The following is a 23,816-nucleotide window of genomic DNA, read 5'->3' as shown; positions in this document are numbered from 1 at the left end:
CCTCGAATACATGTTCGAGTTCCGAGTGTTCTACAGTGGAAAGCGTGTCTACCGCGACTTCACTCTCCCCTGGCCAAACACCGAACCACGGCGGCGACCTGTCGCGCCTGATCGTTAAGGGCGCACGGGAGCACAACCTGCGCAATGTCGATCTGGATCTGCCCCGGGACGCGATGATTGTTTTCACCGGCCTCTCGGGGTCCGGTAAGTCCTCCCTGGCGTTCGACACCATCTTTGCCGAGGGCCAGCGCCGTTATGTGGAGTCACTGTCCTCCTACGCCCGGATGTTCCTGGGCCAGGTGGACAAGCCAGACGTCGACTTCATCGAGGGCCTGTCACCCGCGGTGTCCATCGACCAGAAGTCCACCAGCAAGAACCCGCGGTCCACGGTCGGCACGATCACTGAGATCCATGACTACATGCGCCTGCTCTGGGCACGCGTGGGCACCCCGTTCTGCCCGGTCTGCGGGGAACCGGTGAGCCGGCAGACGCCGCAGCAGATCACCGACCAGCTCCTCGAGCTCGAGGAAGGGACCCGTTACCAGATCCTGGCGCCGGTGGTCCGGGGCCGCAAGGGCGAGTTCGTTGACCTGTTCAAGGATCTGGCCGCGAAGGGCTATTCCCGGGCGAAGGTGGACGGCAAGCTCGTCCAGCTCTCCGATCCGCCCAAGCTGGGCAAGCAGTACAAGCACACCATCGAGGTGGTGATTGACCGCCTGGTCGCCAAGGACGGCATCCGGCAGCGGCTCACCGACTCGGTGGAAACCGCCCTGGCACTGGCCGACGGCCGCGTCCTGGCCGACTTCGTGGACGCGGAGGAGGGCAGCCCTGAACGGACCCGCACCTTCTCGGAGCACCTCGCCTGCCCGAACGAGCACCCGCTGGCCATTGACGAAATTGAGCCCCGGTCCTTCTCCTTCAACAACCCCTTCGGCGCCTGCCCCGTCTGCACCGGCATCGGCTCCCGGCTGGAAGTCGACGAAGAACTGGTTGTCCCCAACCCCAACCTGAGCCTCGCGGCCGGCGCGATCGCCCCCTGGTCGATGGGGACGGCCACCACCGAATACTGGAACCGCCTGCTGGACGGACTGGCCAAGGACATGGGCTTCTCCATGGACGTGCCGTGGAAGAAGCTGCCGGCAAAGGCCCGGGAGGCCGTGTTGCACGGCAAGGACCACAAGGTTGTTGTCCAGTACAAGAACCGGTTCGGCCGGGAACGCAAATACAGCACCGGCTTCGAAGGCGTTATCGGCTACATTAAGCGCAAGCACCAGGAGACCGAATCCGAAAGTTCGCGGGACCGCTACGAGGAATACATGCGGGAAACCCCGTGCCCGGAATGCGGCGGCGCCCGGCTGAACCCGGCCTCGCTTTCGGTGCTGATCAACGGACGCAACATCGCCGAAGCGAGCAGGATGCCGCTGCGCGAGGCGGCCACGTTCTTCGACACCCTGACCCTGACTCCGCGCGAAGCGAAGATCGGTGAACAGGTCCTCAAGGAAATCCAGGCGCGCCTGACCTTCCTGCTCGACGTCGGCCTCGACTACCTCAGTCTTGACCGCCCGGCCGCAACCCTCTCCGGCGGTGAAGCACAGCGCATCCGCCTCGCCACCCAGATTGGTTCCGGCCTGGTCGGCGTGCTCTACGTCCTCGACGAGCCGTCCATCGGTCTGCACCAGCGCGACAACCGGCGGCTGATCGAGACCCTGGCCCGGCTACGGAACCTGGGGAACACCCTGATCGTGGTCGAGCACGACGAAGACACAATCCACGAAGCGGACTGGGTCGTCGACGTGGGACCCGGCGCAGGGGAGGCAGGCGGCGAAATTGTGCACTCCGGCCCGTTGTCCGAGCTGCTGACCAATACGCGCTCGATTACGGGTGACTATCTCTCCGGGCGGCGGAAGATCGAGGTCCCCGCCAAGCGGCGCAAGGTCGACAAGTCGCGTCAGCTGAAAATCGTGGGCGCACGGGAAAACAACCTGCGCGACCTCGATGTCAGCCTGCCGCTGGGCGTCTTCACTGCGGTGACCGGCGTGAGCGGTTCGGGTAAGTCCACGCTCATCAACGACATCCTGTACCGCGTGCTGGCCAGCAAGTTGAACGGCGCCAAGCACGTGGCCGGACGGCACACCCGGGTGGACGGCCTGGAGCACCTGGACAAGGTCATCCACGTTGACCAGAGCCCCATCGGCCGCACCCCTCGCTCCAACGCGGCCACCTACACGGGCGTCTTCGACCACATCCGGAAACTGTTCGCCGAGACCAACGAGGCCAAGGTCCGCGGCTACCTTCCCGGCCGGTTCTCCTTCAACGTCAAGGGCGGCCGCTGCGAAGCCTGCCACGGCGACGGCACCCTGAAGATCGAAATGAACTTCTTGCCGGACGTCTACGTCCCGTGCGAGGTCTGCCACGGTGCCCGGTTCAACCGCGAAACCCTGGAAGTCCACTACAAGGGCAAGAACATTGCCGAAGTCCTGGATATGCCGATCGCCGAAGCCGCGGAGTTCTTCGCGGCGTTCAGCCCGATCGCCCGGCACCTCAACACCCTCGTTGACGTTGGCCTCGGGTATGTCCGCCTCGGTCAGCCCGCCACCACCCTCTCCGGCGGCGAGGCCCAGCGGGTCAAGCTGGCCGCCGAACTGCAGAAGCGGTCCAACGGCCGCAGCGCGTACGTCCTGGACGAGCCCACCACGGGCCTCCACTTCGAAGACGTGCGGAAACTGCTGATGGTCCTGCAGGGCCTCGTGGACAAGGGCAATACCGTCATTACGATCGAGCACAACCTCGATGTCATCAAGAGTGCGGACTGGATCATTGATCTGGGGCCCGACGGCGGATCCGGCGGCGGCCAGGTCGTCGCCTCCGGCACCCCCGAAAAGGTGGCCAAGACCCCGGCCAGCCACACCGGCCGGTTCCTCGCGGAGATTCTCAGCTAGTCACAGCAGGCTTTCGGGGCCGGCGGCCGCCGGCCCCGAAAGCCTGCCGACATATTCCGGCCGAGTTATGTATTTTTCGCCCCGGCGCCTCTCTGTGGGAAACTTGCCCGGTGATAAAACTCCGGCTTCTGGTCCTGTTTGATCTTGATGGCACCCTCGTGGACCCCGCCGGCAGTATTACCGGGGGAATCAGGGCTGCCCTTTCTGCTTCCGGCCTGCCGGTGCCGGCCGAACCGGACCTCCATCAGATGGTCGGGCCCCCGCTGGCCGAGTCGCTGACCCGCATTGCGGGTGTACCCGCCGCCCAGCTGGACGCCGTGATCTCCCGGTACCGCACCGGTTACCGGGAAACTGGAATGGCTGCCAGCCGCCCGTATCCCGGCATCCGGGCAGCAGTGGAAGAACTGCGGGACGCCGGCTGCCTCGTCGCCGTGGCAACGCAGAAACCCGAGCCCACCGCCAAGGAACTTCTCCGGGTCCAGGACCTGGAGGGACTGTTCGATTCAATCCACGGTTCGCCGGCTGATGAGCGGGCCGCAGCACGTGACGGCAAGGCCTCCATCATCAAGGCCGCCCTGGACCGGCACGCAGGAAAGTATTCCGCGGCAGTCATGGTGGGGGACCGCCAGCATGACGTGCACGGTGCTGCCGCCAACCTGATTCCCTGCATCGGGGTTTCCTGGGGCTTCGCAGCAGACGGCGAGCTGGAAGCCGCGGGGGCTGCCGCCGTCGTCGGATCCGCCGCGGAGCTGAAGGCTGCCGTCGCGGAGGCCGCAGGTCTGGCAGGTGCCCATGGCCCTCTATGATCTCACCCGTTCCAGCACCCGCGGGCTCATCCGCCTTTGCCGCCCTACCGTCAGCGGCCTGGAGAACGTGCCAACGTCCGGGCCCTTTATTGTCGCTTCCAACCATCTCTCCTTCCTGGACAGCGTCCTGATCCAAGCGCTGATGCCGCGGCGGGTCGGTTTCTTCGCCAAGGCCGAGTACTTCACTACTCCGGGGCTCAAGGGCGCCGCGATGCGCAGCTTCTTCGAAAGCGTCGGTTCCATTCCGGTTGAGCGGGACCAGCAGGCTGCCAGCGTCGCGGCACTGAAATCCCTGCTCGACGTGCTCGAAACCGGCGGCGGCATCGGCATCTACCCGGAGGGCACCCGTTCCCGTGACGGCCTGCTCTACCGCGGCCGCACCGGCGTCGGCTGGCTGGCGCTGACCTCCGGAGCGCCGGTGGTCCCCGTTGGCCTGATCGGCACGGAACGGCTGCAGCCGGCGGGCAAGAAATGGGTGAAGCCGCGGCCTTTCACCATGTCCGTGGGCCGGCCGCTGTACTTCCAGAAGACCGGCCCGGGCCACGCCCTGCCGGAGCGGCGGCGGGTGACGGACCAGGTCATGGACGCCATTGCCGAGCTCTCCGGCCAGGAGCGCGCCGCCAGCTACAACCAGAACCGGCCCGACGGCGCCTGAGCCGGGACCCGCCGGGGGGGCGCGTGCTTTGCGCGGGCGGCGAAACCGGCCGGGCAGGCGTCCGGCGGCAGGCCGGCACCGCCTTAGGATGGAAAAGTGGCAGATCCAGCAACTTACCGGCCCCGGGCGGGGGAAATACCGACGGAACCCGGGGTGTACCGGTTCCGGGATGAACACCGCCGGGTCATTTATGTGGGCAAGGCCAAAAACCTGCGTTCCAGGCTTAACTCCTATTTCGCCAACCCGCGGCAGCTGCTGCCCAAAACCCGCGCCATGGTCTTTAACGCCACCAGCGTGGAATGGACGGTGGTTGGCACCGAGCTCGAGGCCCTGCAGCTCGAGTACACCTGGATCAAGGAATTCAGTCCCCGGTTCAACATCATGTTCCGGGACGACAAGTCCTACCCGTACCTCGCCGTCACCATGGGGGAGAAGTACCCCCGCGCCCAGGTGATGCGCGGAGACCGGCGGAAGGACACCCGCTACTTCGGCCCGTTCTACCCGGCGAAGGCAATCCGCGAGACCCTCGACACGCTCCTGCGGGTCTTCCCGGTCCGCACCTGCAGTGCCGGCGTCTTCAAGCGGGCCGAGCGCACCGGACGCCCCTGCCTGCTGGGCTACATCGATAAGTGCTCCGCACCGTGCGTTGGCCGGATCAGCCCGGAAGACCACCGTGCCCTGGCCGCTGAACTGTGCGCCTTTATGTCCGGGGACAGCAAGCGCTTCATCCAGGACCTGGAAAAACGGATGCAGCATGCCGTGGCGGAACTGGACTATGAGTCGGCCGCCCGCATCCGGGATGACATTTCCGCACTGAGGAAAGTCTTCGAACGCAACACGGTGGTCCTGTCCGAGGATACCGACGCGGACATTTTCGGCCTCGTCCAGGACGAACTCGAAGCGTCCGTCCAGGTCTTCCACGTCCGCGGCGGCCGGATCCGCGGCCAGCGCGGCTGGGTCGTGGAAAAGGTCGAGGACATGGACACCGGCGAGATCGTGGAACACCTGCTGCAGCAGGTCTACGGTGAAGCTGCCATGGCGGACCGGATTCCGCGCAGGGTCCTGGTTCCGGTGCTGCCGGAGAACGCGGAAGAGCTCCAGGTCTGGCTGCGCGGCCTGCGCGGCTCCAAGGTGAAGATTTCCGTTCCCCAGCGCGGCGATAAGAAATCGCTGATGGAAACCGTCACCCGGAACGCCGAAGATGCCATGCGCCTGCATAAGAGCCGGCGGGCAGGAGACCTGACCACCCGGTCAGCCGCCCTGTCCGAACTCCAGGAAGCACTGGATATCCCCGTGCCGCTGCTGCGCATCGAGTGTTACGACATCTCCCACGTGCAGGGCACCAACGTGGTGGCGTCGATGGTGGTGGCGGAAGACGGTCTGATGAAGAAATCCGACTACCGCCGCTTCTCGATCACCGGTGACGCAGCCCGGGACGACACAGCGTCCATGTATGACGTAATCTCCCGCCGGTTCAAGCACTATCTGGCGGATAACTTCGACCCGGCCGCTGCGGTGCCCGACGCCGATTCCGGTTCGGTGCCCGGGGCAGCGGACCCTGCCGCACTGCAGTCCGGTGAACCGGTGGCGGACACCCTGACCGCCGCGCCGAAGGCCAAGTTTGCCTACCCGCCGAACCTGGTGGTGGTCGACGGCGGCAAGCCCCAGGTCGCCGCGGCGTCCCGGGCGCTGGAAGACCTGGGCATCACAGACGTGTACGTGGTGGGGCTGGCCAAGCGGCTGGAAGAAGTCTGGGTACCGGACAGCGAATTCCCGGTCATCCTGCCCCGCTCCTCCGAAGCGCTGTTCCTGCTGCAGCGCATCCGGGACGAGGCACACCGCTTCGCCATCACTTTCCACCGGCAGAAGCGCGGCAAGTCCATGACCGCGTCCGCCCTGGATAACGTCCCCGGTCTGGGCCCGGCCAAGCAGAAGGCACTGATCAAGCACTTTGGTTCGGTGCGCCGGCTGAAGCAGGCCACCACCGGGCAGCTGATGGAGGTTCCCGGCATCGGTCCGGCGATGGCTTCCGTCATTCAGTCCTCCCTGGCCGGCGCCGAAGCCGCTCCGGCGGTCAATATGGCCACCGGCGAAATAATCGAATCTTAGCTAGGCTTGGGACTGCCGGTGCACGGCGGCCTGACAGGCCGTCCCGGCGCCGGGCAAGACCGGCACTGCAAGGAGCATAGGCACCGAAAATAGGCACCGGCACTAGTTGGCTGACTGACGGGACACAGAAGAACATGACAGAAGTGGACGGGCTGCAAAGCGTCAAGCCTGCCGAGTCCGAACTACTCGTTGTCACCGGCATGTCCGGTGCCGGACGAACCACCGCAGCCAACGCCCTCGAAGACCACGGCTGGTATGTCGTGGAAAACCTCCCGCCGCTGATGCTTGGCACACTCACCGAGCTCGTGTCGAGGATGCCGCATTCGATCCCCAAGCTCGCAGTGGTGATCGATGTCCGCAGCAAGGAACTCTTCCAGGACATCCGCGAGGCGCTGGGCAACCTCCGAGCCGCCGGCGTCACCTACCGTGTGCTGTTCCTCGACGCCTCGGACCAGGCCCTCGTCCAGCGCTTCGAAAGCGGCCGCCGTCCGCACCCGCTGCAGGAAGACGGCAGGATCCTGGACGGAATCGCTGCCGAGCGGGATGTGCTGCGTGAGCTGCGGGATGCCTCGGACGTCATCGTGGACACCTCAAAACTCAATGTCCATGCCCTGGCCACCACCATCACCGAGCTGTTCACCGAACACGGCCCGATTGTGCTGCGCCTGAACGTGATGAGCTTCGGCTTCAAGTACGGTCTTCCGGTTGACGCGAATTTCGTGGCCGACGTCCGGTTCATTCCCAACCCGCATTGGGTTCCGCAGCTGCGCCCGCACACCGGCCAGGACGCCGACGTGCGCGAGTACGTGCTTGGCGCCCACGGCACCGCAGACTTCCTGGACCGTTATGTGGAGGCCCTGGTGCCGGTCATCGACGGGTACCGGCGGGAAAACAAGCACTACGCCACGATCGCTGTCGGCTGCACCGGTGGAAAGCACCGCTCCGTTGCCGTCACCGAGGAACTGGCCAAGCGGCTGGCGAAACTGCCGCATGTGACCGTAAGTTCCCACCACCGCGACCTTGGGCGCGAATAGGTGGGGTTCCTTACCGGCCCCATCCCCATCCTTCCCGAAGGCGGGTCCCTCCGTCCCCCGGGAGGAGGGAAACCTCCGGCGGTCGTGGCGCTGGGCGGCGGCCACGGTCTGTCTGCCTCCCTCTCCGCGCTGCGCCTGCTCACCACGGATCTGACCGCCGTCGTCACCGTTGCTGACAACGGCGGATCCTCCGGCCGGCTCCGCGAGGAACTCGATGTGCTGCCGCCAGGAGACCTGCGGATGGCGCTGTCAGCCCTCTGCGATGACACCGACTGGGGACGCACCTGGCGGGACGTGATGCAGCACCGGTTCCGCTCCCGCCCCGGCGTCGACGGCGCCCTGGACAACCATGCGCTGGGAAACCTGCTGATTGTCACTCTCTGGGAGCTGCTGGGGGACCCCGTCGCGGGGCTCCAATGGGCCGGCGCCCTGCTCGGTGCGCGCGGCCAGGTGCTGCCCATGTCCACGGTCCCGCTGACCATTGAGGGCGACGTCCTGCGGCTGACCGGTTCCGGGCTCCGGCACGAAACCGTCACCGGGCAGGCGGAACTGGCCGTTGCCGGAACACACTCGAATGTTGTCAATGTCCGCCTGCTGCCTCCGGATGCGCCCGCCTGCACGGAAGCGGTCTCCGCGATCCGGCGGGCGGACTGGGTGATCCTGGGACCCGGCTCCTGGTACACCTCCGTGCTGCCGCACCTGCTGCTGCCGGAAATGCGTGAAGCCCTGTGCGACACCCGGGCCCGCCGGTGCCTGACCATGAACCTCAGCAACGAAACCAAGGAGACGTCGGGGATGACCGCCGTCGACCACCTCCAGGTGATCCGGCGCTATGCGCCCGGGTTCAAGGTGGACGTGGTGCTGGCAGATCCGGCGGTGGTGGAGGACCGCGGGGCCTTCGCAGCGGCGGCCGCCGAAATGGGGGCCCGTCCGGTCTTCGGTAAGGTAGGGGCAGCGGCCGGGCGGCCGATCCATGATCCGCTGCGTCTGGCAGCCGCCTATCACGATATTTTCGGGGAAAGCTAGGAGTGTATTTGTGGCGCTGACTGCTGCAGTCAAAGAGGAACTCTCACGTCTGACCGTGAAAAAGTCCTCAGTTCGAAAAGCCGAAGTTTCGGCAATGCTGCGCTTTGCGGGAGGTCTTCACATCATTTCGGGCCGCATCGTCATCGAGGCCGAGGTTGACCTCGCTTCGACGGCCCGGCGGCTGCGTGCGGCGATTGCCGAGGTCTACGGCCACGCGAGTGACATCGTGGTAGTCACGGGTTCGGGGCTGCGGCGCGGAAACCGCTACGTGGTGCGGGTCGTGAAGGACGGCGAGTCCCTGGCCCGCCAGACCGGGCTTCTGGACGCCCGGGGGAGGCCCGTCCGCGGACTGCCGTCCGTCGTCGTGAACGGCTCCGCCGCAGACGCCGAGGCAGTCTGGCGCGGGGCGTTCCTTGCCCATGGGTCCCTGACCGAGCCCGGACGCTCCTCCTCACTGGAAGTCACCTGCCCCGGCCCGGAAGCTGCCCTGGCACTGGTCGGCGCCGCCCGGCGCATCGGTATTGCGGCCAAGGCCCGCGAAGTGCGCGGTGTGGACCGCGTGGTGATCCGCGATGGAGACACCATCGCTGCCCTGCTCACCCGGATGGGCGCGCACGACGCGCTGATGGTCTGGGAAGAGCGGCGGATGCGCAAGGAAGTCCGCGCCACCGCCAACCGCCTGGCCAACTTCGACGACGCCAACCTGCGCCGCTCGGCCCAGGCCGCCGTCGCTGCCGGCGCCCGGGTGGAACGCGCCCTGGAAATCCTCGGGGAGGACGTCCCGGAACACCTGCGTTATGCCGGTGAACTGCGGGTGGGGCACAAGCAGGCCAGCCTGGATGAACTCGGACGCCTGGCCGACCCGCCCATGACGAAGGACGCCATTGCCGGCCGCATCCGGCGTCTTCTGGCCATGGCCGACAAACGCGCAGGTGAACTGGGAATTCCTGGCACCGAAGCAAATGTGACCCCTGAAATGCTTGACCAGTAGCCACCCGCATAGGATGGACTAAGGTTGCTGACCTGTTCAGCCCGATGAGCTTCCGGATGGAAAAGCCGTCCGGATAATGGATCCGACAATCAACGGAGGATTTTCGTGAACGAATACACACTGCCTGAACTGCCGTACGACTACGCTGCGCTGGAACCGCACATCTCTGCGCGCATCATGGAACTGCACCACGACAAGCACCACGCCACCTACGTCGCCGGCGCCAACACCGCCCTCGCCCAGATGGCAGAAGCCCGGGAGAAGGGCGACTTCGGCACCATCCCGAAGCTGTCCAAGGACCTCGCGTTCCACCTCGGTGGCCACACGAACCACTCCATCTTCTGGAACAACCTCTCGCCTGAAGGCGGAGACAAGCCTGTCGGCGAGCTCGCAGCGGCCATCGACGACTTCTTCGGTTCCTTCGACGCCTTCCGTGGCCAGTTCACGGCAGCGGCGAACTCGCTGCAGGGTTCCGGCTGGGCCATCCTGGCCTACGAGCCCCTCGGCGGCAACCTTGTCATCGAGCAGCTCTACGATCAGCAGGGCAACATCCCCGTGGGCACCGTTCCCCTGCTGATGCTGGATATGTGGGAGCACGCCTTCTACCTCGACTACGTCAACGTCAAGGCTGACTACGTCAAAGCATTCTGGAACATCGTCAACTGGGCCGACGTCGCAGCCCGTTTCGACGCTGCACGCACCGGCGCTTCGAAGCTGATCCTGCCCGCCTAATCACGGCAGGCACGCGCCAAATTGGGTGCCGCCGGTCACATACCGGCGGCACCAACGCGTAAGATGAAGCAACGGCTCATGCAGTGCCTGAAGGCAGTCCGTGCGCCGGCGCAGGTCCGGCCCGCCGCTCCTGCGAAGTCAACTGAAGTGGCCTTTTCCCACTGAGGTCACTGATTCTCGAACGACCCGCTATCAAGGAGAGAAGAAAAGTGACTACTCGTGTTGGAATCAACGGATTCGGGCGTATCGGACGCAACTACTTTCGGGCCGCACTGGAACAGAACGCCGACCTTGACATCGTTGCCGTCAATGACCTGACGAGTCCCGAGACCCTGGCCCACCTGCTCAAATACGATTCCATTACCGGCCGGATCGGCTCCAGCGTGGAGGTCCAGGACGGCAACCTGGTAGTGGGCGGCAAAACCATCAAGGTCCTCGCGGAACGCGACCCCGCAAAGCTTCCCTGGAAGGACCTGGGCGTGGACATCGTCATCGAGTCCACAGGGTTCTTCACCAAGGCCGACGACGCCAGGGCCCATCTTGAGGCCGGCGCCAAAAAGGTGCTCATCTCCGCCCCCGGCAAGGGCGCAGACCGCACCATCGTGATGGGCGTGAACGACAGCACCTACAACCCCGCCACGGACACGATCATCTCCAACGCTTCCTGCACCACCAACTGCCTCGCGCCGCTGGCCAAGGTCCTCCACGACGCCTTCCGGATTGAACGCGGGCTCATGACCACCGTCCACGCCTACACCGCGGACCAGAACCTGCAGGACGGCCCGCACCGCGACCTGCGCCGCGCCCGTGCCGCAGCCCTGAACATCGTTCCCACCAGCACCGGAGCCGCCAAGGCGATCGGGCTCGTGATCCCTGAGCTGGACGGCAAGCTGGACGGCTTCGCCCTGCGCGTTCCCGTGCCCACCGGGTCCGTGACCGACCTGACGGTCACCCTGGGCAAGGAGGCCAGCGTCGACGCCATTAATGAGGCGTACAAGGCTGCCGGGGAAGGTGCCCTGAACGGATACCTCCGCTACACGGACGAGCCCATCGTCTCCTCCGACATCGTGACCGACCCGGCGTCCTGCATCTTCGACTCGGGGCTGACACGTGTGATGGGCAACGAGGTTAAGGTTGTTGGCTGGTACGACAACGAGTGGGGCTACTCCTGCCGGCTGGTGGACCTCACCACACTCGTAGCTTCCAAACTTTAGCCCCACCGCCCGCACGGCAGAGAGAAAACAAAGGTAGACATGACAATCAAGACACTCGACGAACTGCTCAGCGATGGCGTTGACAACAGATACGTGCTTGTCCGTTCCGACCTGAACGTACCGCTGGACAACGGCCGGGTTACCGACGACGGCCGCATCCGCGCCTCGATTCCAACCCTGCAGCTGCTGGTGGAGCGCGGCGCCAAAGTCATTGTCATGGCCCACCTCGGCCGGCCCAAGGGCCAGCCGGACGAGAAGTACAGCCTGCGCCCCGCCGTGGACCGGCTCGACGAACTTGCACCCTTCGCTGTCGAGTTCGCCGACGACGTGACCGGCCCCAGCGCCCGGGAACGCGCTGCCGGCCTCGCGGCGGGAAGCGTCCTGGTGCTCCAGAACATCCGGTTTGATGCCCGGGAAACCTCCAAGGACGACGCCCAGCGCAGGGAACTGGCCCACGAACTGGCCGGACTCACCGGCGGGACCGGCGCCTACGTGGACGATGCCTTTGGCGCCGTGCACCGCAGGCACGCCAGCGTGTACGACATTGCCGAAGTCCTCCCCGCGTACGAGGGAAACCTGGTCCGCTCGGAACTCGAGGTACTTTCCCGGCTGACCTCGGACCCGGCCAAGCCGTACGTTGTGGTGCTGGGTGGTTCCAAGGTCTCGGACAAGCTGGCCGTGATCGAGAACCTCATGACCCGGGCCGACTATCTCCTGATCGGCGGGGGCATGGTTTACACCTTCCTGGCCGCTCAGGGATACAAGGTGGGGGCCTCTTTGCTGGAAGAGGACCAGATCGAGACCGTGAAGGACTACCTTTCCCGTGCGGCGGCGGCCGGCTGCGAGTTTGTCCTGCCCACTGACATCGTGGTGGCGGACAGGTTTGCACCGGATGCCCAGCACGAGGTTGTCCCGGCCTCTGCCATCGAGGGCAGCAGCTTCGGTGCCTCCGGGACCGGCCTCGACATCGGACCCGACTCAGCGGCCGCCTTCAGCGATCGTATCCGTTCGGGTGCCACGGTGTTCTGGAACGGCCCCATGGGGGTCTTCGAATTCGATGCGTTCGCCAACGGGACGAAGGCCGTTGCCGAAGGTTTGAAGGCGTGCTCCGGGCTCACAGTGGTGGGCGGCGGAGACTCTGCGGCAGCCGTGCGCAAACTGGGATTCTCCGACTCCGACTTCGGGCACATCTCCACCGGCGGCGGCGCCAGCCTGGAATACCTCGAGGGCAAGGAACTCCCGGGCATCGCCGTCCTCGACAAATAACCCTTTCGGGTCCGCCGGTCCTTGGCCGGCGGACCCGTTCCCATGTCCGCGCCAGGACACCCTAACCCAACCGAACCGGAGCAGAGATGACAACCTCGACCAACGGCAAGTTCGACCGCACACCGCTGATCGCGGGCAACTGGAAAATGAACATGGACCATGTGCAGGGCATTACGCTGCTGCAGAAACTGGCTTGGACACTGAGTGACGCCAAGCACGACTTCAGCCGTGTTGAAGTTGTGGTCTTCCCTCCGTTCACCGACCTGCGCAGCACCCAGACCCTGGTGCAGGGGGACAAGCTCAAGGTGGCTTACGGCGCCCAGGACCTCTCCCCGGAAGATTCCGGCGCCTTCACCGGAGACATCTCCGGGCAGTTCCTGTCCCGGCTGGGCTGCAGCTATGTCCTGGTCGGGCACAGCGAACGTCGGAGCGTGCACGGTGAATCGGACGCCCTGCTGAATGCCAAGCTCCAGGCCGCGTTCCGGAACAACCTGGTTCCGGTGCTCTGCGTTGGCGAAGGCCTCGCCGAACGGCAGGCCGGCAACCACCTGCTTCACACCCTGGAACAGGTGCGCAACGACCTGGTGGGGTTGTCAGCTGAGGAAGTATCACGCCTGGTCATCGCGTACGAACCGGTCTGGGCCATCGGCACCGGCGAGGTGGCAGGCCCGGAGGACGCCCAGGAAATGTGCAGCACCATCCGCGCAGAACTCGCAGATCTGTACGACGACGCCGTTGCCGCCAAGGTCCGGCTGCTCTACGGGGGATCGGTGAAGGCTGCCAATGCCGCCAGCATCCTCAAGGAGCGTGACGTGGACGGCGTGCTGGTGGGCGGTGCCAGTTTGGACGTAGCCGAATTTGCTAATATTGTCAGGTTCGAACAACACCTGGTGACCGACTGACCTGCGCAGCGGCAGCGTCTCCAATTCAATGTGTCACCCGTGAAAGGCCGTAAGTGGAAATTCTGAAGATCATCCTGCTGGTTCTGCTTGGCCTGACCAGCTTGCTGCTCACCTTCCTGATCCTTCTTCACAAGGGCCGCGGCGGCGGTATGTCGGACATGTTCGGCGGGGGTATGAGCACCAGCATGGGTTCTTCCGGTGTCGCGGAGAAGAACCTCAACCGCTTCACCGTGGTGCTGGGCCTCTCCTGGGGCCTGGTCATCATTGCCCTCGGCCTGATCCAGCGTTTTTCCGGCGAGTCCTAGGACCCTCCCGGCAGATCTGCCGCCCCGGCCGCTCAGGCAGCGGGCGCGGCGGCAGCCTTAATCAGCTTGTACAGGCGTCAGCCTACACATGAGAGTGGCCCCGGATCATTAGATCCGGGGCCACTCTCATGCTGGTAACGGCAGGTCTTAGCTGGCCTTGCCCGGAGTCCTAGTTCCCGGACTCCAGCAGCCGGTCCGGGAGCTGCGAAGCAGCCGCCTGGTCAACCAGCCACCGGGTCTTCGCCCGGCCCTGTGCGCCGGCTGCAGGGACCTGGACCGGACCGGCACCGGCCAAGGCCAGGCCCACGGCTCCGGCCTTGTCCTCGCCGGCCACCACCAGCCAGACCTCTTCGGCGGTGTTGATCGCTTCCAGCGTCAGCGACACGCGCTCCGGCGGCGGCTTGGGGGAGTCGCGCACCGCGACGACGGTCTCGCCGGTGGTGCGGATACCGGCCATTTCCGGGAACAGGGACGCGACGTGCGCATCTGGCCCCACCCCCAGGAGCAGGACATCGAACCGCGGAAGACGCGGGTCGATCTCCTCAAACCCTGCCGCGAGCTCCTCTGCCGCGGCCACTGCAGCCAGTTCCCCGGCATACGCCGCAGCCGCTGCTTCGACGTCGCTGGCGCCTTCGGTGGAGGGAACCTCGTGGACCCGCACCGGATCAACTCCCAGGGGCTCCAGCATGGCCTCCCAAGCCGCCCGGGCGTTGCGGTCCGGAGAGTCAGCGGCAATAAACCGCTCGTCACCCCACCAGAAGTTCACCCGGCTCCAGTCCACCGCGGTACGTGCGGGGGCAGCTGCCACGGCGGCCAGCACCGCGATGCCTGCGCTCCCGCCGGTCAGTACCACAGTGGCCTCTCCCCGCCGGCTCTGCACGTCCACCAGTTTCGTGATCATACGGCCCGCAGTTGCACTGCAGAGGGCTTCGAAGTCGGGGTGGATGCTCACACCGTTGGGGAATTGCCTCATGCGTCAATCCGTTCCGGGATCAGGCACGCAGCCAGTCCCTGCGTTAGTACTTCTCCGAATACTTCGTCAGGATCCAGCCGGCGGAGTTCTTCGGCCAGGCACTCGTGCAGGTTCCGCCGGGGCAGGGCTATCCGCTGTTCGGGCTGCCCGGGCTGGGTGAGGTAGGCCGTACTGCCGTCAGGCCGGTACAGCTCGATCATCCCGGCGTCACGTTCCAGCCGTACCCGCCGCATGCCGCTACCGGCCTTATCCTCAATGATCTCCACCGGGACGCGGAGGGCATTCTTCAGCCAGGCAGCCAGCAGGAAGGTACTCGCGGAATCCGAGGCTCCCTCCACCGTGATTGAACGGATGCCGCTGGAGCCGTTCTGCTCCAGCACGGCTGCCAGCTGGATCCGCCAATGCGTCAGCCGGGTCCAGCTCAGGTCCGTGTCGCCGGCCTGGTAGCTGTGGCTGAGGTCCAGCAGCGCCTGCTTCGGATTCGCCTCATTCGCGGCATCGGTGATGCGCCGGTGAGCGATGCGGCCCAGGGGAGTGGAGGCCGCGGATTTGGGGACGCCGTGCGGCCACCAGGCCACGATCGGTGCGTCCGGCAGCAGCAGGGCCGAGACCAGCGACTCGCTCTCGGCGGCCAGCTCACCGTAGCCGTACAGCAGGATGACCTCGGAGGCGCCGGCGTCACCGCCAACGCGGATCTGGGCGTCCAGCCGGGAGGGCTCGTCCGGTGAACCTGCCACCAGGACGATGATCCGGCAGGGGTGTTCCCGGCTGGCGGCGTTTGCCGCGTCGATGGCTTCTTCCACGAAATCGGGCTTAGCGACGATGACGAGGGTCAGGACGCGGCCCAGGGCCACCACACCGCCCTTGTCCCGCATGGCAACAATTTTCTTCGACACCTTGGACGTGGTGGTGTCTGGCAGCTCAACAATCACGGCCTTCTCCAGGTCCTTCCGTCGCGGGCAAGCAGTTCGGCAGCTGAGGGCGGGCCCCAGCTCCCGGGGGCGTACGGCTCCGGCTGTTCATCCAGGGACGCCCAGTATTCCTCGAACGGATCCACGATCTTCCAGGACAGCTCCACCTCTTCGTGCCGCGGGAACAACGGCGGTTCGCCGAGCAGGACGTCGAGGATGAGCCGCTCGTAGGCCTCCGGGCTGGACTCCGTGAAGGAATGTCCGTAGCCGAAGTCCATGGAAACGTCCCGGACTTCCATCTGGGTTCCCGGCACCTTGGAGCCGAACCGGATCGTGGCGCCTTCGTCCGGCTGCACGCGGATGACGACGGCGTTCTGGCCGAAGTCGTCCTCTTCGTGATCCCGGAACAGAAGGTTCGGTGCCCGCTTGAAAACGACGGCGATCTCGGTGACACGGCGTCCCAGACGTTTGCCGGCGCGCAGGTAGAACGGTACTCCGGCCCAGCGCCGGGTATTGATGTCCAGCCGGATCGCCGCGAACGTTTCGGTCTTGGATTCCGGATTGAAGCCTTCTTCCTCCAGGAATCCGGTAACCTTTTCGCCGCCCTGCCAACCGCCGGTGTACTGGCCGCGGGCCGAATGCGTGGAGAGGTCCTTGGGCAGCCGGACGGCGGCCAGGACCTTTTCCTTCTCGGCGCGCAGGTGGGCTGCGTCGAAGGAGATGGGCTCTTCCATCGCCGTGAGCGCCAGCAGCTGGAGCAGGTGGTTCTGGATCACGTCGCGGGCAGCCCCGACGCCGTCGTAATAGCCGGCGCGCCCGCCGATGCCGATGTCCTCGGCCATAGTGATCTGGACGTGGTCAACATAGTTGGCGTTCCAGATCGGTTCGAAGAGCTGGTTCGCGAAGCGCAGCGCCAGGATGTTCTGGACCGTTTCCTTGCCCAGATAGTGGTCGATCCGGAAAACCGAATCGGCAGGGAAGACTGCCTCAACCACTTGGTTCAGGTCCCGGGCGGACTGGAGGTCATGGCCGAACGGCTTCTCAATGACAACACGGCGCCACTGGCCTTCGGCCGAATCCGCCAGTCCATGGCTGGAGAGCTGCTGGCATACCTGCTCGAAGCTCTTCGGCGGGACTGACAGGTAGAACGCCACGTTGCCGCGGGTGCCGCGCTTCGCGTCCAGTTCCTCGAGCGTGGTGCGGAGTTTGTCGAACGCCTGGTCGTCGTCGAAGCCGCCCTGCACAAAGCGGATGCCTTCGACCAGCTGGTCCCAGACACTTTCGCTGAATGCTGTCCGGGAACCCGCCTGCACCGCTTCCTTCACATAGGCGGTGAAGTCGGCGTCGCTCCATTCCCGCCGGCCGAATCCGACCATGGAGAAGCTTGGCGGAAGCAGGCCGCGGTTGGCCAGGTCGTAGACCGCCGGAATGAGTTTCTTGCGGGCCAGGTCTCCGGTGACACCGAAAATTACCAGTGAAGAGGGACCTGCGATCCGGCTCAGGCGCCGGTCACGCGGGTCCCGCAACGGGCTGGGGGAACCGTTGTCTTGCTCATGGGACATCAGCTAGTTACCGTCCTTGGATAGTCCCTTGATGGTTTCAGTCAGCTGCGCGGCTCCCGCGCCGCGGTCCAGCAGATTCAGCCGCAGGACAGGCCGTCCGTGGTCGACGAGGACCTGGGCGTCTCCTGCTGCCTGCGCGGTGATCAGCTCACCGAAGGTAAAGGGCCGGCCGGGAATCGGCACGTCCTGGGAAGGCGCCCCGGTGATCTGCAGGTAGGCACCCTGTGCCGGGCCGCCCTTGTGGAACTGGCCGGTGGAGTGCAGGAAGCGCGGTCCCCAGCCGAAGGTCACCGGCCGGCCGGTCAGCTGCGCCAGCTCGGGCCGCAGCTGTTCCAGCGGGGCCTGGGCCGCCCGGTCCAGGTAAGCCTGGATGCTGAGGTAGCCGTCGTCACCGAGCTGCTGCAGGAGCGCACGGAGCGCGCCGTCGAGGGTGGTGGCACCGCCGAGCAGTGCGGGATCGGCCCGGACCTCGATGGCACCGTCAACAAACGACGGGGCTGCCGGCTTCGGCTGTGCGTCCAGCAGGCCGCGGGCCGCCTTCTTGGCGGCTTCGACGTCGGGCTGGTCAAACGGATTGATTCCCAGCAGGCGCCCGGCAACAGCAGTGGCGTACTCCCACAGCATCATCTGCGCTCCGAGGCTTCCGGAGACAACCACCTGGTTACCCTCCGGAAGGGCATCCGAATCCGGCGCGGTGATCCGCACGACCAGGACGTCCGGTGCGCTGCTGAGGATTTCCGGGGCCCCAGGCTCAACGGCGACCGGAAGAACCCCGGTGCCAAGCTTGCCGGTGGACTCCGCGATCAGCTGTTCAGCCCAGTCGGGGAATCCGGCCAGGCCGGAATTCTCGTCGACGATCACGATCTTGTTGCGCAGCGGGTCCGTCCCGCCCAGGGCAGCGCCAAGGGCGAGCCCGATGTTATCCACATCGTCGCCGCTCAGCATTTCGGCGGTGTCCTCGGCGGCATCCAGCAGGGCTTCGATATCCGCACCGGCCAGCCCGGAGGGCACCAGGCCAAACGCGGTGAGCGCCGAATAGCGCCCGCCAACGTTCGGATCAGCGTTGAAGACTGCCCGGTAGCCGGCCTCGCGGGCCGCGCCGTCGAGCGGGGAACCGGGATCGGTCACCACAACAATGCGTGATGCGGCATCGATTCCGGCCTTGGTGAAGGCATCCTCAAAGGCACGCCGCTGCGAGTCGGTCTCCACAGTGGAGCCCGACTTGGAGGACACCACGATCACGGTCCCCGCCAGGTCTTCGGCCAGGGCCGAAGCGACGGAGTCCGGATCGGTGGAGTCCAGGACGGTGAGGTCCACACCGGCAGTGCGGGTGATGACTTCCGGCGCCAGCGACGAGCCGCCCATGCCGGCCAGGACCACGCGGGTGACCCCTTCAGCAGCGAGTTCGCCGCGGAGCGCACGGATCTGTCCCAGCAGCGGCCGGGAATGCTCCGAGGGGTTCAGCCAACCAAGCCGGATGGCGGCTTCAGCTTCGGCGTCGGGGCCCCACAGGGTGGAGTCCTGCGCGAGCAGCCGCGAAGCTACCTCGTCGCGGACCAGCCCAGGGACCTTCGCTTCCACAGCGTCTCGGGCGGCCCCGGCCGCTTCAAAGGACAGTGTCGTCATGGTGTTTATGCCTCCCGTGCGCCGTTGAGTGCGGTGGATACGGTCTCGAGCAGCTCGCCCCAGGAGACGACGAACTTGTCCAGGCCTTCGGCTTCAAGGAGGTCGACAACCTCCTTGTAGTCAACGCCCTGGCGGTCCAGCGCGTCGAGGATGGCTGCGGATTCGGCGTAGGTGCCGGTGACGGTGTCGCCGGTGACCTTGCCGTGGTCTGCCGTCGCCTCGAGGGTCTTCTCCGGCATGGTGTTCACGACGCCGGGAGCCACCAGTTCGGTGACGTACAGGGTGTCCGGCAGTGCCGGGTCCTTGACACCGGTGGAAGCCCACAGGGGACGCTGCGCGTTGGCGCCGGCTGCTGCCAGGACCTGCCAGCGTTCCGTCGCGAACGACTCTTCGAACACCTGGTAGGCGAGGCGGGCGTTGGCCAGGCCGGCCTTGCCCTTGAGTGCCTTCGCGTCGTCCGACCCGGCGGCGTCGAGCCGCTTGTCGATCTCGGCGTCGACGCGGGAGACGAAGAAGGAAGCCACCGAGTGGATGGTCGAGAGATCATGACCGTTCTCCCGGGCCTGCTCGATGCCCACCATAAACGCGTTGATGACCTCGCGGTAGCGCTCCAGCGAGAAGATCAGGGTGACATTTACGCTGATGCCGGCGGCGATGACAGCCGAGATGGCCGGCAGGCCTTCCTGGGTGGCCGGGATCTTGATGAGCACGTTGCTGCGCCCAACCTTGTCGAAGAGTTCCTTCGCTTCGTTGATCGTGCCCTGGGTGTCGCGGGAGAGGCGGGGGTCCACCTCGATCGAGACCCGGCCGTCAACACCGTTCGTGGCCTTGTACACGGGAGCGAAGACGTCGCATGCCTGGATGACGTCGTCGGTGGTGATTTCGAAAACAGCCTTGTCGACGTCGGCGCCGCTGGCTGCCAGCTGCTGGACCTGGGCCGCGTAGGACTCACCGTTCGCCAGTGCAGCGGCGAAGATGCTCGGGTTGGTGGTGACGCCAACAACGTTGCGCGAGGAGATCAGGTCCTTCAGCGAGCCGGAGGTGATCCTTTCGCGCGAAAGGTCATCAAGCCAAATGGAGACTCCGGCCTCGGAGAGGGCGGCGGTAGGGGTGGAAGTCATTGGTGTGCTCCTTTTGTTCCGTTTTACTTCTGGTCGCCGGTCTTGGTGGACGCGGCGCCGGAAGGCGCGGCTGGTGTGCCGGCGGGTGCGGCGTCCTGGCCGCGGACGGCAGCCAGGGAGTCGCGGGCGGCCTGGGCAACGGCGTCGGCGGTGATGCCGAACTCGTTGAACAGGGTCTTGTAATCGGCTGACGCGCCGAAGTGTTCCAGGGAAACCATGCGTCCGTTGTCTCCGACAAACTCGCGCCAGCCCTGGGCGATGCCGGCTTCAACCGAAACACGGGCCTTGACGCCGCGGGGGAGGACCGACTCGCGGTAGTCCGCGTCCTGGCGGTTGAACCACTCAACGCTGGGCATGGAGACCACACGGGCGGCGATTCCTTCGGCTGCCAGGGCTTCGCGGGCGGCGACGGCCAGCTGGACCTCGGAACCCGTACCGATCAGGACAACGTCCGGGGTGACGGCTTCGCCGCCGCGCACGGCCTCGGCCAGTACGTAGCCGCCGCGGGCAGCACCTTCAGCGGAGCCAAAGGCACCGGCGTCCGCCGCACCCGTGCCGCGTTCCCAGGTGGGAACGTTCTGGCGGGTCAGGACGATGCCTGCGGGGTTTTCGGTGTTTTCGAGGATCGTGCGCCAGGCCACGGCCACTTCGTTGGCGTCCGCGGGACGGACGACGTCGAGGCCCGGGATGGCACGCAGCGATGCCAGCTGCTCCACCGGCTGGTGCGTCGGTCCGTCTTCGCCAAGACCGATCGAATCGTGGGTCCAGACGTAGATGGAGGGAACACCCATCAGGGCACCGAGGCGGATGGCGGGGCGCTGGTAGTCGCTGAAGATCAGGAAGGTGCCGGAGAACGCGCGGGTGTTGCTCGACATCGTGATGCCGTTAACGATGGCTGCCGCGGCGTGCTCACGGATGCCGAAGTGCAGCACCCGTCCGTAGGGGCCGCCGGACCAGGTGCTGGTCTGCTTGCCTGCGGGGATGAAGGAGGGGGCTCCTTCGATGGTGGTGTTGTTGGACTCAGCCAGGTCAGCTGAACCGCCCCACAGCTCCGGCAGGACCGGGCCGATGGCGCTCAGCACCTTGCCGGAAGCGGCTCGGGTGGAGACGTCCTTGCCTGCCGCGAACTCGGGCAGGGAGGCTTCCCAGCCGGCGGGCAGCTTGCCGGCCTGGATCCGCTGGAGCAGCTCGGCGCCCTCCGGGTTGGTTTCCTGCCAGGCGGTGAACGCCTCGTTCCACAGGGCGTGTTCCTTGGCGCCGCGGGAGACGGCCGCACGGGCGTGCTCCAGAACGGCGGGGTCAACGTCGAAGGACTTCTCCGGGTCGAAGCCCATGGTTTCCTTCAGCGCGGCAACCTCGTCCCGGCCCAGGGCTGAACCGTGGATCTTGCCGGTGTTCTGCTTGTTGGGGGAGGGCCAACCGATGATGGTGCGCAGCGAGATGATCGAGGGACGCGAGGTCTCAGCCTTGGCCGCCATCAGCGCCTCGTAGAGCCCTGCCAAGTCTTCCTTGTATTCGCCGCTGGCGGTCCAGTCCACGCGCTGGGTGTGCCAGCCGTAGGCCTCGTAGCGCTTGAGCACGTCCTCGGTGAAGGCGATGTCGGTGTCGTCTTCGATGGAGATGTGGTTCTCGTCGTAAATCACTACGAGGTTGCCCAGTTCCTGGTGCCCGGCCAGCGAGGAGGCCTCGGAGGTGACGCCCTCCTGAAGGTCGCCGTCGGAGGCAATGACCCAGACCGTGTGGTCGAAGGGGCTCTCGCCGGCGGGAGCCCCGGCGTCGAGCATCCCGCGCAGGCGGCGCTGCGCGAAGGCGAAGCCGACGGCGGAGGCCAGGCCCTGGCCCAGTGGGCCGGTGGTGATCTCCACGCCGTCAGTGTGCCGGTATTCGGGGTGGCCGGGAGTCTTGGAGCCCCACGTCCGCAGCGCCTTCAGGTCATCGAGTTCCAGCCCGTAGCCGGAGAGGAAGAGCTGGATGTATAGCGTCAGCGACGTGTGGCCGGGGGAGAGGACGAACCGGTCGCGGCCGATCCAGTGCGGGTCGGACGGGTCGTGGCGCATGAGTTTCTGGAACAGCAGGTAGGCTGCCGGAGCCAGGCTCATGGCAGTTCCGGGGTGACCGTTGCCGACCTTCTCGACGGCGTCGGCAGCGAGGACGCGGACCGTGTCCACTGCCTTGCTGTCCGTCTCGGTCCAGGTCAGGTTCTGCTCTTCCAAATGTGGCACGTTTACCGGGCCCTCTCTTTCGGGGATACCGGCGCCTTGAGCACCGGAGCCTTGTGCTGAATCGTTACCGGACAATTGCGCCCTCCTGCTCATCCGCTGCCGCTGATGCGGTCCTGCGGGACAGCAGGCTCTGCGCTCCTCCTGCGGGGCTCGACGGCTCCGTGGGAATGTCCGCTCCAACCTTATCCCGAAGGGCCCGCCATTGGGCGTATCGTGACCGTCAACCGTGTGATCTCTCCGGGTGTATCGTGCGATCCTGCCGGGGGAAAAGCGGAAGCTGGCGGTGTTACCGCGGGAACGGGCCGCGGGCTTCGTTTTCTACAGGGGATAGAGGTTATGATGAACTCGGACTTTTCCGGCCCAGACAGGACCTAGACAGGACTGAGTGATCGTTTCGTGAGTACGCAGCATGCCCCCGCCGAGGTTCCGGTCTATGCCGGAAAAATGAGCGCGGGACGTAAGCTTCGGGCCTACGTAGCACTGACAAAGCCCCGCGTCATTGAGCTCCTGCTGGTCACCACGCTTCCCACCATGTTCTTCGCGCAGGGCGGAATTCCCTCCGTCTGGCTCATGGTGGCAACCATGGTCGGCGGCGCGCTGGCTGCAGCCAGTGCAGGCGTCTTCAACTGCTACATCGACCGCGACATGGACCGGCTGATGCGCCGGACCGAGAAGCGCCCGCTGGTCACCGGCGAGGTAAGCCCCCGCGAGGCACTGGTCTTCGGCTGGGCGCTGGGAATCATTTCGATTGCCCTGCTGTGGTTCGGTGCGAACCCGCTGACCGGGCTGCTCGGACTCGGCGCCATCCTGCTCTACGTGGTGCTGTACACCCTGATCCTCAAGCGCCGCACCACCCAGAACATCGTCTGGGGCGGGGCCGCAGGCTGCATGCCGGTCCTGATCGCCTGGGCCGCCGTCACCAACACTGTCGAGTGGCCGGCCGTGATCTTGTTCATGGTCATCTTCCTCTGGACGCCGCCGCACTACTGGCCGCTGTCCATGAAGTACGGCGAGGACTACCGCAACGCCTCCGTGCCGATGCTCGGTGCCGTGGCCGGCGCCAAGCTGGTCTCCGTGCAGGTTGTGCTTTACGCCTACGCCACCGTGGTCTGTTCCCTGCTCCTGGTTCCCGTCGGCGGCGCCGGCTGGGTCTACACCATCGGTGCTGCCCTGAGCGGCATCTGGTTCCTTGCCGAGACCCACCGCCTGCACTCCCGGGCCCAGCGCGGCGAAGTCAGCGACAAGTCGGCCATGAAGGTTTTCCACGGCTCGATCAGCTACCTCACAATCCTCTTTGTGGCTCTCGCCATCGACCCCTTCGTCGGCGGCCCGCTCCTCTAGCCCGTTCTTCGCTTCCACCCGCGTCGTCCCCGGGCGGCGATGCCGGTTATCCGGCGGTGCCTGGCGGGCGCCGATCGACCT

At 65.9% G+C, this 23,816-nt stretch carries 19 protein-coding genes; 13 read left to right on the top strand and 6 right to left on the bottom strand.

Features of this window, described 5'->3' with window-relative positions; genetic code table 11:
- Positions 1-44: 44 nt before the first annotated feature.
- From uvrA to secG, 12 genes are all read left to right on the top strand, one after another.
- Positions 45-2,939 carry an excinuclease ABC subunit UvrA gene (uvrA, locus tag AL3_RS05895; protein WP_174522116.1) on the top strand — a complete coding sequence of 965 codons (2,895 nt, stop codon included), beginning with the start codon at positions 45-47 and terminating at the stop codon, positions 2,937-2,939.
- A 110-nt stretch (positions 2,940-3,049) separates the two neighbouring features.
- Positions 3,050-3,745 (top strand): HAD hydrolase-like protein, encoded by a 696-nt coding sequence (locus tag AL3_RS05890; RefSeq protein WP_066297973.1) that lies wholly within the window; start codon positions 3,050-3,052, stop codon positions 3,743-3,745.
- Positions 3,732-4,400 carry a lysophospholipid acyltransferase family protein gene (locus tag AL3_RS05885; RefSeq protein ID WP_066297971.1) on the top strand — a complete coding sequence of 223 codons (669 nt, stop codon included), beginning with the start codon at positions 3,732-3,734 and terminating at the stop codon, positions 4,398-4,400. The genes AL3_RS05890 and AL3_RS05885 overlap by 14 nt, the downstream gene beginning before the upstream one ends.
- Before the next feature lie 96 nt (positions 4,401-4,496).
- A complete protein-coding gene (gene uvrC / locus AL3_RS05880) occupies positions 4,497-6,509 on the top strand; it encodes an excinuclease ABC subunit UvrC (RefSeq protein ID WP_066297969.1) in 2,013 nt (670 codons plus the stop codon).
- A gap of 134 nt (positions 6,510-6,643) precedes the next feature.
- Positions 6,644-7,543 carry an RNase adapter RapZ gene (rapZ, locus tag AL3_RS05875; RefSeq protein WP_151723936.1) on the top strand — a complete coding sequence of 300 codons (900 nt, stop codon included), beginning with the start codon at positions 6,644-6,646 and terminating at the stop codon, positions 7,541-7,543.
- On the top strand, positions 7,544-8,569 hold the full coding sequence (locus AL3_RS05870; protein WP_066297964.1) for a gluconeogenesis factor YvcK family protein: 1,026 nt from the start codon (positions 7,544-7,546) through the stop codon (positions 8,567-8,569).
- 10 nt (positions 8,570-8,579) lie between these two features.
- A complete protein-coding gene (gene whiA / locus AL3_RS05865; RefSeq protein ID WP_066297960.1) occupies positions 8,580-9,560 on the top strand; it encodes a DNA-binding protein WhiA in 981 nt (326 codons plus the stop codon).
- Positions 9,561-9,665: 105 nt separating this feature from the next.
- Complete coding sequence (locus tag AL3_RS05860; protein WP_066297958.1) at positions 9,666-10,292, top strand: superoxide dismutase; 627 nt, start codon at positions 9,666-9,668, stop codon at positions 10,290-10,292.
- A gap of 209 nt (positions 10,293-10,501) precedes the next feature.
- Positions 10,502-11,506, top strand: coding sequence for a type I glyceraldehyde-3-phosphate dehydrogenase (gene gap / locus AL3_RS05855; protein WP_066297956.1), 1,005 nt, complete (start codon positions 10,502-10,504; stop codon positions 11,504-11,506).
- Positions 11,507-11,545: 39 nt separating this feature from the next.
- On the top strand, positions 11,546-12,772 hold the full coding sequence (locus AL3_RS05850) for a phosphoglycerate kinase (RefSeq protein WP_066297953.1): 1,227 nt from the start codon (positions 11,546-11,548) through the stop codon (positions 12,770-12,772).
- An 86-nt stretch (positions 12,773-12,858) separates the two neighbouring features.
- Positions 12,859-13,674: a triose-phosphate isomerase gene (tpiA, locus tag AL3_RS05845; protein ID WP_066297950.1), complete on the top strand. Its 816-nt coding sequence runs from the start codon at positions 12,859-12,861 to the stop codon at positions 13,672-13,674.
- Between the two features lie 53 nt (positions 13,675-13,727).
- Entirely contained in the window at positions 13,728-13,979 is a 252-nt protein-coding gene (gene secG / locus AL3_RS05840) for a preprotein translocase subunit SecG (RefSeq protein WP_066297948.1), read from the top strand.
- 169 nt (positions 13,980-14,148) lie between these two features.
- Here the strand turns inward: secG and pgl are convergent, their stop codons facing one another.
- The 6 genes from pgl to tkt are packed head-to-tail and all read right to left on the bottom strand — an operon-like array spanning position 14,149 to position 22,385.
- Entirely contained in the window at positions 14,149-14,952 is an 804-nt protein-coding gene (pgl, locus tag AL3_RS05835) for a 6-phosphogluconolactonase (RefSeq protein ID WP_066297945.1), read from the bottom strand.
- Positions 14,949-15,884, bottom strand: coding sequence for a glucose-6-phosphate dehydrogenase assembly protein OpcA (locus AL3_RS05830; RefSeq protein ID WP_066297943.1), 936 nt, complete (start codon positions 15,882-15,884; stop codon positions 14,949-14,951). Before AL3_RS05830 ends, pgl begins: the two co-directional genes overlap by 4 nt.
- Positions 15,881-17,425: a glucose-6-phosphate dehydrogenase gene (gene zwf, locus AL3_RS05825; protein WP_066297941.1), complete on the bottom strand. Its 1,545-nt coding sequence runs from the start codon at positions 17,423-17,425 to the stop codon at positions 15,881-15,883. Before zwf ends, AL3_RS05830 begins: the two co-directional genes overlap by 4 nt.
- Before the next feature lie 3 nt (positions 17,426-17,428).
- Entirely contained in the window at positions 17,429-19,051 is a 1,623-nt protein-coding gene (locus tag AL3_RS05820) for a phosphoglucose isomerase-related protein (RefSeq protein WP_066297939.1), read from the bottom strand.
- 5 nt (positions 19,052-19,056) lie between these two features.
- Positions 19,057-20,172 (bottom strand): transaldolase, encoded by a 1,116-nt coding sequence (tal, locus tag AL3_RS05815; RefSeq protein ID WP_066297936.1) that lies wholly within the window; start codon positions 20,170-20,172, stop codon positions 19,057-19,059.
- A gap of 23 nt (positions 20,173-20,195) precedes the next feature.
- Complete coding sequence (tkt, locus tag AL3_RS05810) at positions 20,196-22,385, bottom strand: transketolase (protein ID WP_083521485.1); 2,190 nt, start codon at positions 22,383-22,385, stop codon at positions 20,196-20,198.
- Positions 22,386-22,838: 453 nt separating this feature from the next.
- Between tkt and AL3_RS05805 the strand changes: the two genes are divergently transcribed.
- Positions 22,839-23,735, top strand: a complete 897-nt coding sequence (locus AL3_RS05805) for a heme o synthase (RefSeq protein ID WP_066297928.1) — start codon at positions 22,839-22,841, stop codon at positions 23,733-23,735.
- The last annotated feature ends 81 nt before the right edge of the window (positions 23,736-23,816 follow it).

The sequence above is a fragment of the Arthrobacter luteolus NBRC 107841 genome (assembly GCF_001552075.1).
Classification (GTDB): Bacteria; Actinomycetota; Actinomycetes; order Actinomycetales; family Micrococcaceae; genus Arthrobacter_B; species Arthrobacter_B luteolus.
Note: the sequence above shows the minus strand (reverse complement) of the source record. Positions and strands in the feature narration are given on the sequence as shown.